Genomic DNA, 6,521 nt, shown 5'->3' on the forward strand with positions numbered 1-6,521 from the left:
AGTAACTCACAAAATAATTGCCTATGATAAGAGACATTATCGCGGGTAAATTCTTTTGAAGGCATGGTATGCTGAGTTTTTTCTGGTACAAACCGCCAAATTTGAGCGACAAAACGTGAAGCACCTCGTAACAGACAAATTTGATGGACCAATGGCAAACATAGGCAGTGAACTAGATTTGCGTACCGGTGGTACAGTCCTGAATGCTGAATTGACAGTCCAACACCGGCAATTGCTTGCTGCGGCCACATCGGACAATACGCGTCGGGCCTACCGCTCCAGCATCAATCATTTCCTGGCATGGGGCGGCCGGCTGCCTTGTGAGGAGCCAATGATCATTGCCTACCTGCTGGCCTACGCCGAGTCACTCAACCCGCGGACCCTGTCGTTGCGGTTGACGGCACTGTCCCAATGGCACCTTCATCAGGGGTTTCCCAACCCAGCTTCCACGCCAACCGTACGAAAAACCATGGCCGGCATCCTGCGCACGTACGGCAAACCCAAGAAAAAGGCCAAGGCATTGCCGGTCGAAGACCTGGAATTGATCGTCTCCGCCCTGGCAAATCAGGTAACCCTGAGTGCGGCTCGCGATAACGCTCTGCTGCAAGTCGGCTACTTTGGTGGCTACCGTCGCAGCGAACTGGTGCAGCTCAAGGTGGAAAACCTGGTGTGGGACCGGGACGGCCTCGTCATTACCTTACCGCGCTCGAAGACGGACCAGGAAGGGAAGGGGATCGATAAAGCGATTCCGTTCGGTGATGAGTCGATTTGCCCGGTAAAGGCGCTCAAGACATGGCTGCAGAAGGCCGGTATCAAATCCGGACCACTCTTCCGCCCGATCAGCAAGTCGGGCATGGTGGGCGCCGTTGGGCTGCATCCGGGTAGCGTCAATGAGATCCTCGAACGAGGTGCCAAGCTTGCCGGACTGGATTATGTCCCGATGCTATCGAGTCACAGCCTGCGCCGCGGCATGGCGACCAGTGCGTATCGTGCCGGCGCCAATCCTCGAGACATCAAGCGCCAAGGCGGATGGCGCCACGATGGAACCGTGCAGGGCTATATCGAAGAGGCAAGCCAGTTCGAGGAGAACGCTGCTGTGGCGCTGTTGCGTCGAAAGCGAAAGAGTTAGTCGACTTCTGGCACCCAAACAGGCGTATTGAATGGCAGTTGCTTGCGTTCGCCACGCCTTGGTGCCTAGCAAAGGCAGGGTGGGACCAACTTTGCGCAAATTCCGGAACCAGCTTTAGTAAAACGGACGCCTGTTGAAGCCAACATAGCAATCAAGGGAGTTAGTAAAATGTCACGTTCGATGACCTTTCAAGTCAATGATTCGTCCACCGGGTCCATCAATCCGAAGGTTTTCGTCACCATCACTGAAGCCTATGGTGCCTTGAAGTTCGGCCTTGCCCAAGAAGGCAGCATCATCGGCGACCTACGTGGTCTATTCTTTGATCTTAATACGCTGGCCGATGGCACGCTTGCCAAATCTTTTTCGATCAGCGAGCAGACAGCCTCTAGTTCGTTGAAGGCCGGCGACGACTCCATTAGGGATCTTGGCAATGGCGCAAATATGAACGGGCTGCTCAGTAGCAACGGCGACGGCGGATTTGACGCCGGTATTACCATAGGTGCGGCAGGTTTGGGCAGCGATGACATCCGTTCGTTCGGCTTTACTCTAAAGAGCACGAGCCGCTCTCTGACGCTCGACGATGTTGCCAATGTCGATTTCGGGGTTCGTCTGACATCGGTCGGCAGCGCCTCTGGCGCACGTGCCGAATCGTCCAAGTTGCTCGAAACTACTACCTTCGCAGTCGATGCCGTCAACGACAGTGCAACCGTGATTGGTGCCATGTTCGCGTCGGGAAATTTGCTGAACAACGACAGCCACGCATTGCACAATGCACAGATCAGCAGTTGGAGCGGGGGCCTGCCAGGACAGGCCCTAAGGCTGGATAACGCCGCAGGCGCCACGCTGAAAATCAATGCGGACGGTTCCTATACCCTAGATGCCACTAACGCAAGAGCACTCTCTTCGGGTGAAGTCCTGACCTACAAATTTTCCTACGGCCTCACTTCTGCCAACAGCGATCAATCCAGCTCAGATTCCGCCTTTTTCGACGTGACCGTCGTCGGCGAAAACGATGGCCCGGTCGCGGAAGACGATCAAGCTGGCAACGTGGACGAGAACGGAATCTTGGCTGGCAACGTCGATGCCAACGACAGCGATGTGGACCGTCAGGATACGCATAGTTGGAGCCTGGACGTTGCTACATTCAACGGCCCCGGCGCGCTTACGTTCAATCCTAGCGGCACATGGTCTTACGACACCAGCAACGCTCTCGATTACCTCAGCGAAGGCCAAACGCTGAACCTGTCATTTGTCTATACGATGACAGACATTCACCAGTCATCGGACACGGCTAAGGTCAGCTTTACCGTAGTAGGAAAGAATGATGGTCCGGACGCCATTGATGACATTGCTGGGACGGTCATACAGGACGGAAAACTGGCGGGCGATGTCGGGACGAACGACAAGGACGTGGACCTGCTGGACACCCACACCTATACCGCCGATGCGCTTAAGGGCGCGGGCTCGCTAGTATTCAACGGGAATGGCACCTGGTCTTACGACTTGGGTAGCGCATTTGATTATCTCGCCGCCGGCGAATCTGCGGATGTATCGTTTACCTACACGATGACAGATAATCATCAGGCATCGGATACGGCAGCGGTTTCCTTCACGGTGCTCGGCAAGAACGATGGTCCGATGGCAAACGATGATGACGGCGGTGCCGTCAAGGAAAACGAAGTCCTGAAAGGCAATGTCACAACCAACGACAGTGATATTGACACGCGCGATACCCATACGTGGACGCTCGTAGATTTCAACGGTCCCGGTGCGCTGACTCTTAGTGAAAATGGCGAGTGGACTTACGATGCGCAGGGAGTCTTTAATACTCTCCACGACGGTGAATTCAAGGATCTGTCATTCATTTACATGATGACGGATTCGCAGCAGGCCTCCGATACCGCCGTGGTGACTTTCCGGGTGAACGGAGTAGGTGCCACAGTGGTCGTACCGGAAGCTCCACAAGGAAATTCTGGTAACGGAAATGGTGGCAGCAACGGGAATAACGGCAACGGCGGCCCCAAGGGCAACAATGGATGGGGCAATGGCGATCAGTCGGCGCCAGGCGGTTCTGAGGGCCATAACAATGCTGAAAACAATATCAGCGGAACGACTGTGAAGATCACTGGCAGCAGTCTCTCGCACACTATGGATATCTTCGGTTGACGCAGCAATCCTCTAGACCGATGACGAGTCGGAGAGGTTGAACCGTCTTTCCCAAAAAACGCCGGCAGGTGGCTTGCCGGTGTTTATACTAAGTATCTATCCTAAGCAGGTAAAGAAAAGGATTTTGACCTAGACTGGTTCCAAGCACTTGGCAGGAGGGAATGAGGTAGCCTGACTGGAATGGTGTGGGTTGTTCGTCATTGACAATGCAGCGTCGAAGGACGGAGAGAAAGAGCAATCTCCGTTTTGAGGTGCGTATAGGATCACAGAGGAAAAGATGGAAATCAAGGTATCTGTCGGTGTAGGTAGTCGTTATTCATGGCCGAATGGTAAGCCTGTGAGTTCCGAAGCCCTCCCTGATGGCCGGACAAAGCACACGCTAGAAAATGGTCGCATTTTCACGGTCAGCAGGCCAACGTATGTTCTTGACTATCTCTCTACATGGATGGGCGGAGAGCCTGATGAAACGTACTCAGTGCAGATTGCGATTGCTGGGCTTTCGGCGATGGAGGGCTTTTATGAGGTTTGGAACTTCGACACTGGTCAAGCGCGAAATTATGCGTTTCACAAAACTGCCCGAATCACGCACATCGGAACTGGAAATGTTTTCACAGGCGAAGAACTTGAAAAGCTGCTTCGGTCGCAGACAGAAGGCTAAGCAATACTGAGCCTCTGCAGGGCTTGTAAAGCTTCCACTAAAATGCTATTAAAAGCGTTCGACTGCATATAGGGGACGCCCCAAGACATCATGGATATTGACGAAACCGCGCTCAGACGCTAGCTTTGAGGAGTGTGGGTTGAAGGCACAGGCACATATGGTGCCGGCCTAGCCCGTGTATTGCGGTAACATGGAATTGAAGTCCTTGAAGTGAATCGCCCTGACCGCGCCCGACGGAGGCTGAAGGGTAAATCTGATCCGACTGACGCAGAAAACGCTGCCAGGGAAGCGTTATCCGGTTCTGCAACTGCCATCCCCAAACTGCAATCTGGTGCCTCGGAAGCATTGCGTACCATCTCGGTTGCCAGACGTAGTGCCGTGAAGACAAAAACACAAGCAATCAGTTACGATCAATTTTAGTCAGCGCACCGCAGGAAATCCGCGAGCGACTCTGGCGAAAAAAGCTTAACGAATGCGTGGCTGCATGCGCCAGCATTCGTAGTTTGGGCACTACTGCATTGTTGCAGACACTTACTTCCACTCTCAAATTGCTTGCCAAGCGATGGCTGATGCTTGCTGCTGAACTAAAAGAGCTGGATGACGCCCTCGAGAGCCTTACTAGCAGGTCTGCAAAACGTTTGCGGCAGCAGTTTGGCGTAGACCCCCAGACAGCAGCAACGCTCATGGCCGTAGCGGGGGATAATCCAGAAAGGTTGGGAAGCGAGGCTGCATTGGCAGCTTTGTGCGGCGTCAGTCCATTGCAAGCATCGTCTGGCAAAACGACTCGACATCGCCTCAACCGTGGCGGTGACCGATCTGCGAACAATGCACTATGGGCTATTGCGATGGTGCGAATGCGCAGCGATCCGAAAACCCGAGCTTATGTGGAACGTAGGACGGCCCAAGGCATGTCCAGCAAGGAGATCCAGCGTTGCCTCAAGCGTTATATTGCAAGAGAACTCTATCCACTACTGCTGGCCGATTTGGCAGACTTTGAAGAGCGTGCTTGACATAGGAGCGTCAATGCGCCGATGGAGAGCTTCTTCAAGACCCTCAAGGTTGAATGCATCTACCAGACCCGTTATGAAACGCGAGCCCAGGCACGGCTGGATATCGTGGACTGGATCGAAGGGTATTACAATCGTCAGCGGATTCATTCATCGACCGGATATCGCACTCCGGTTTAGGCTGAGAAACGCTTATGGCTGCATGACATGCTGTACGTGAAAAAAGGCAGGGTCAATCTCATTCAACGACTCTTTGAATTGGAATCGTAACTACAAATTTGGACCCGAGACTTCTGCCCGGACTAGATGCAGTAATACAACCGCCATGTAATTCAACCAAACTACGTACAAGCGCAAGGCCGATCCCAAGGCCTCCTTCGGAATGACTAGCCGCATCGGAGCTTTGAGCGAACAAGTCGAAAGCGTGCTCAAGAAACTCCTCTGACATTCCAATACCGTTATCTTGTATCTCGACCTCAACCATATCATCCACACGCATCGCTTTTATGTCTATACGCCCACCCGATGATGTATATTTTGCTGCATTTTTCAACACATTCCCGAAGACTTGTACTAGGCGTCTTTCGTCTGCATAGACAGGCAATTCCTGTTTCTCAATATGAATGGAAACCAGATGTTGTTTCCTTTCTATCAGAGGACGGATCTGTTCCAATGCACGATAAAGTGCTTGACGCAGGTCCATAGTTTGCCAGTTAAGTTCGACACGACCTGCGCTTACCCGTGAGATATCCTGCAGTTCCTCGATCAAGGAACTCATATGGTCGCCCTGACGTAAGATGATTGATCCGACCTCCTTCACTTTATGCAGTGGTACGTTACCTTTAGTAATGAGTTCTGCCGCTGATATGATGGGGGCAAGTGGGTTTCGCAATTCGTGGCTGAGTACGGCAAGAAAATGATCCTTTCGCTGATCCGAAAGACGTAACCTTTCCTGGGCAAGCTTGAAGTCATTGATGTCGGTGCAGGTGCCCATCCAGCGCACAACCGCTCCGGAATTGTCCCTAATGGGAAGTGCGCGGCCCAAGACCCATAGGTAAGCGCCAGAGTGATGCCGAAGCCGGTACTCGATCTCATAGATGTCACCCGTTTCCAGGCTATGCTGCCAGCGTTTCCAAGCACGCTCCCGATCATCAGGATGAAAAAGGTTATTCCAGCCTTCACCGTCTGTTGAGCCGGTTTTCACGCCAGTGAATTCGTACCATCGTGTGTTGTAGTAGTCGTGGTAGCCATCGGGCCGTGTGGACCATACCATCTGCGGCATGGCTTCTGCAATCGCTCGAAACTTCGCTTCACTCTCTTTAAAAGCTTGTTCCGTGTCTGCCAGTTGGGAGATGTCAATGGCGTAGCCAATACCTGTATCGGCGGAACCGGGATTGTTGGCGGCGGCGGCAAACACCGTAGCTCGGGAACCATCCCGGCGAAAATATTGTTTCTTGAATAGCTGTACCGAGCCTACCTCACGGAGCTAGTGTCAAGACTGGTGTATGGCGGCTTGAAGGATAGCGGCGTCAGGCGGCGAGTTTTTGCTGTTCCGGTGGAT

4 protein-coding genes and 2 pseudogenes are annotated in these 6,521 nt (G+C 53.1%); 5 read left to right on the top strand and 1 reads right to left on the bottom strand.

All coding sequences use genetic code 11. The annotated features are described in order from the left end of the window. Positions 1-55: 55 nt before the first annotated feature. The 5 genes and pseudogenes from RY831_RS27200 to RY831_RS27220 form a co-directional block, all read left to right on the top strand. Positions 56-1,129: a site-specific integrase gene (locus tag RY831_RS27200; RefSeq protein WP_326509502.1), complete on the top strand. Its 1,074-nt coding sequence runs from the start codon at positions 56-58 to the stop codon at positions 1,127-1,129. A gap of 168 nt (positions 1,130-1,297) precedes the next feature. Then, the gene (locus RY831_RS27205) at positions 1,298-3,295 is read left to right on the top strand and encodes a cadherin-like domain-containing protein (protein ID WP_326509503.1); all 1,998 of its coding nucleotides are present in this window, start codon (positions 1,298-1,300) and stop codon (positions 3,293-3,295) included. A 277-nt stretch (positions 3,296-3,572) separates the two neighbouring features. Beyond that, complete coding sequence (locus RY831_RS27210) at positions 3,573-3,953, top strand: hypothetical protein (protein WP_326509504.1); 381 nt, start codon at positions 3,573-3,575, stop codon at positions 3,951-3,953. Positions 3,954-4,091: 138 nt separating this feature from the next. Beyond that, positions 4,092-4,963, top strand: a pseudogene (locus RY831_RS33440) (IS110 family transposase); the annotation flags it as partial. Between the two features lie 12 nt (positions 4,964-4,975). Then, positions 4,976-5,140: pseudogene (locus RY831_RS27220) on the top strand (IS3 family transposase); the annotation flags it as partial. Positions 5,141-5,198: 58 nt separating this feature from the next. Here RY831_RS27220 and RY831_RS27225 read toward each other — a convergent pair. After that, positions 5,199-6,377, bottom strand: a complete 1,179-nt coding sequence (locus tag RY831_RS27225) for a PAS domain-containing sensor histidine kinase (RefSeq protein ID WP_326509506.1) — start codon at positions 6,375-6,377, stop codon at positions 5,199-5,201. Positions 6,378-6,521 lie beyond the last annotated feature (144 nt).

This window comes from Noviherbaspirillum album, from assembly GCF_035916955.1.
GTDB lineage: Bacteria > Pseudomonadota > Gammaproteobacteria > Burkholderiales > Burkholderiaceae_D > Noviherbaspirillum > Noviherbaspirillum album.

Excerpts from the sequence above, each read along its gene's own strand:
- RY831_RS27205 (WP_326509503.1), top strand. The coding sequence starts at position 1,298 with ATGTCACGTTCGATGACCTTTCAAGTCAATGATTCGTCCACCGGGTCC.
- RY831_RS27210 (WP_326509504.1), top strand. The coding sequence starts at position 3,573 with ATGGAAATCAAGGTATCTGTCGGTGTAGGTAGTCGTTATTCATGGCCG.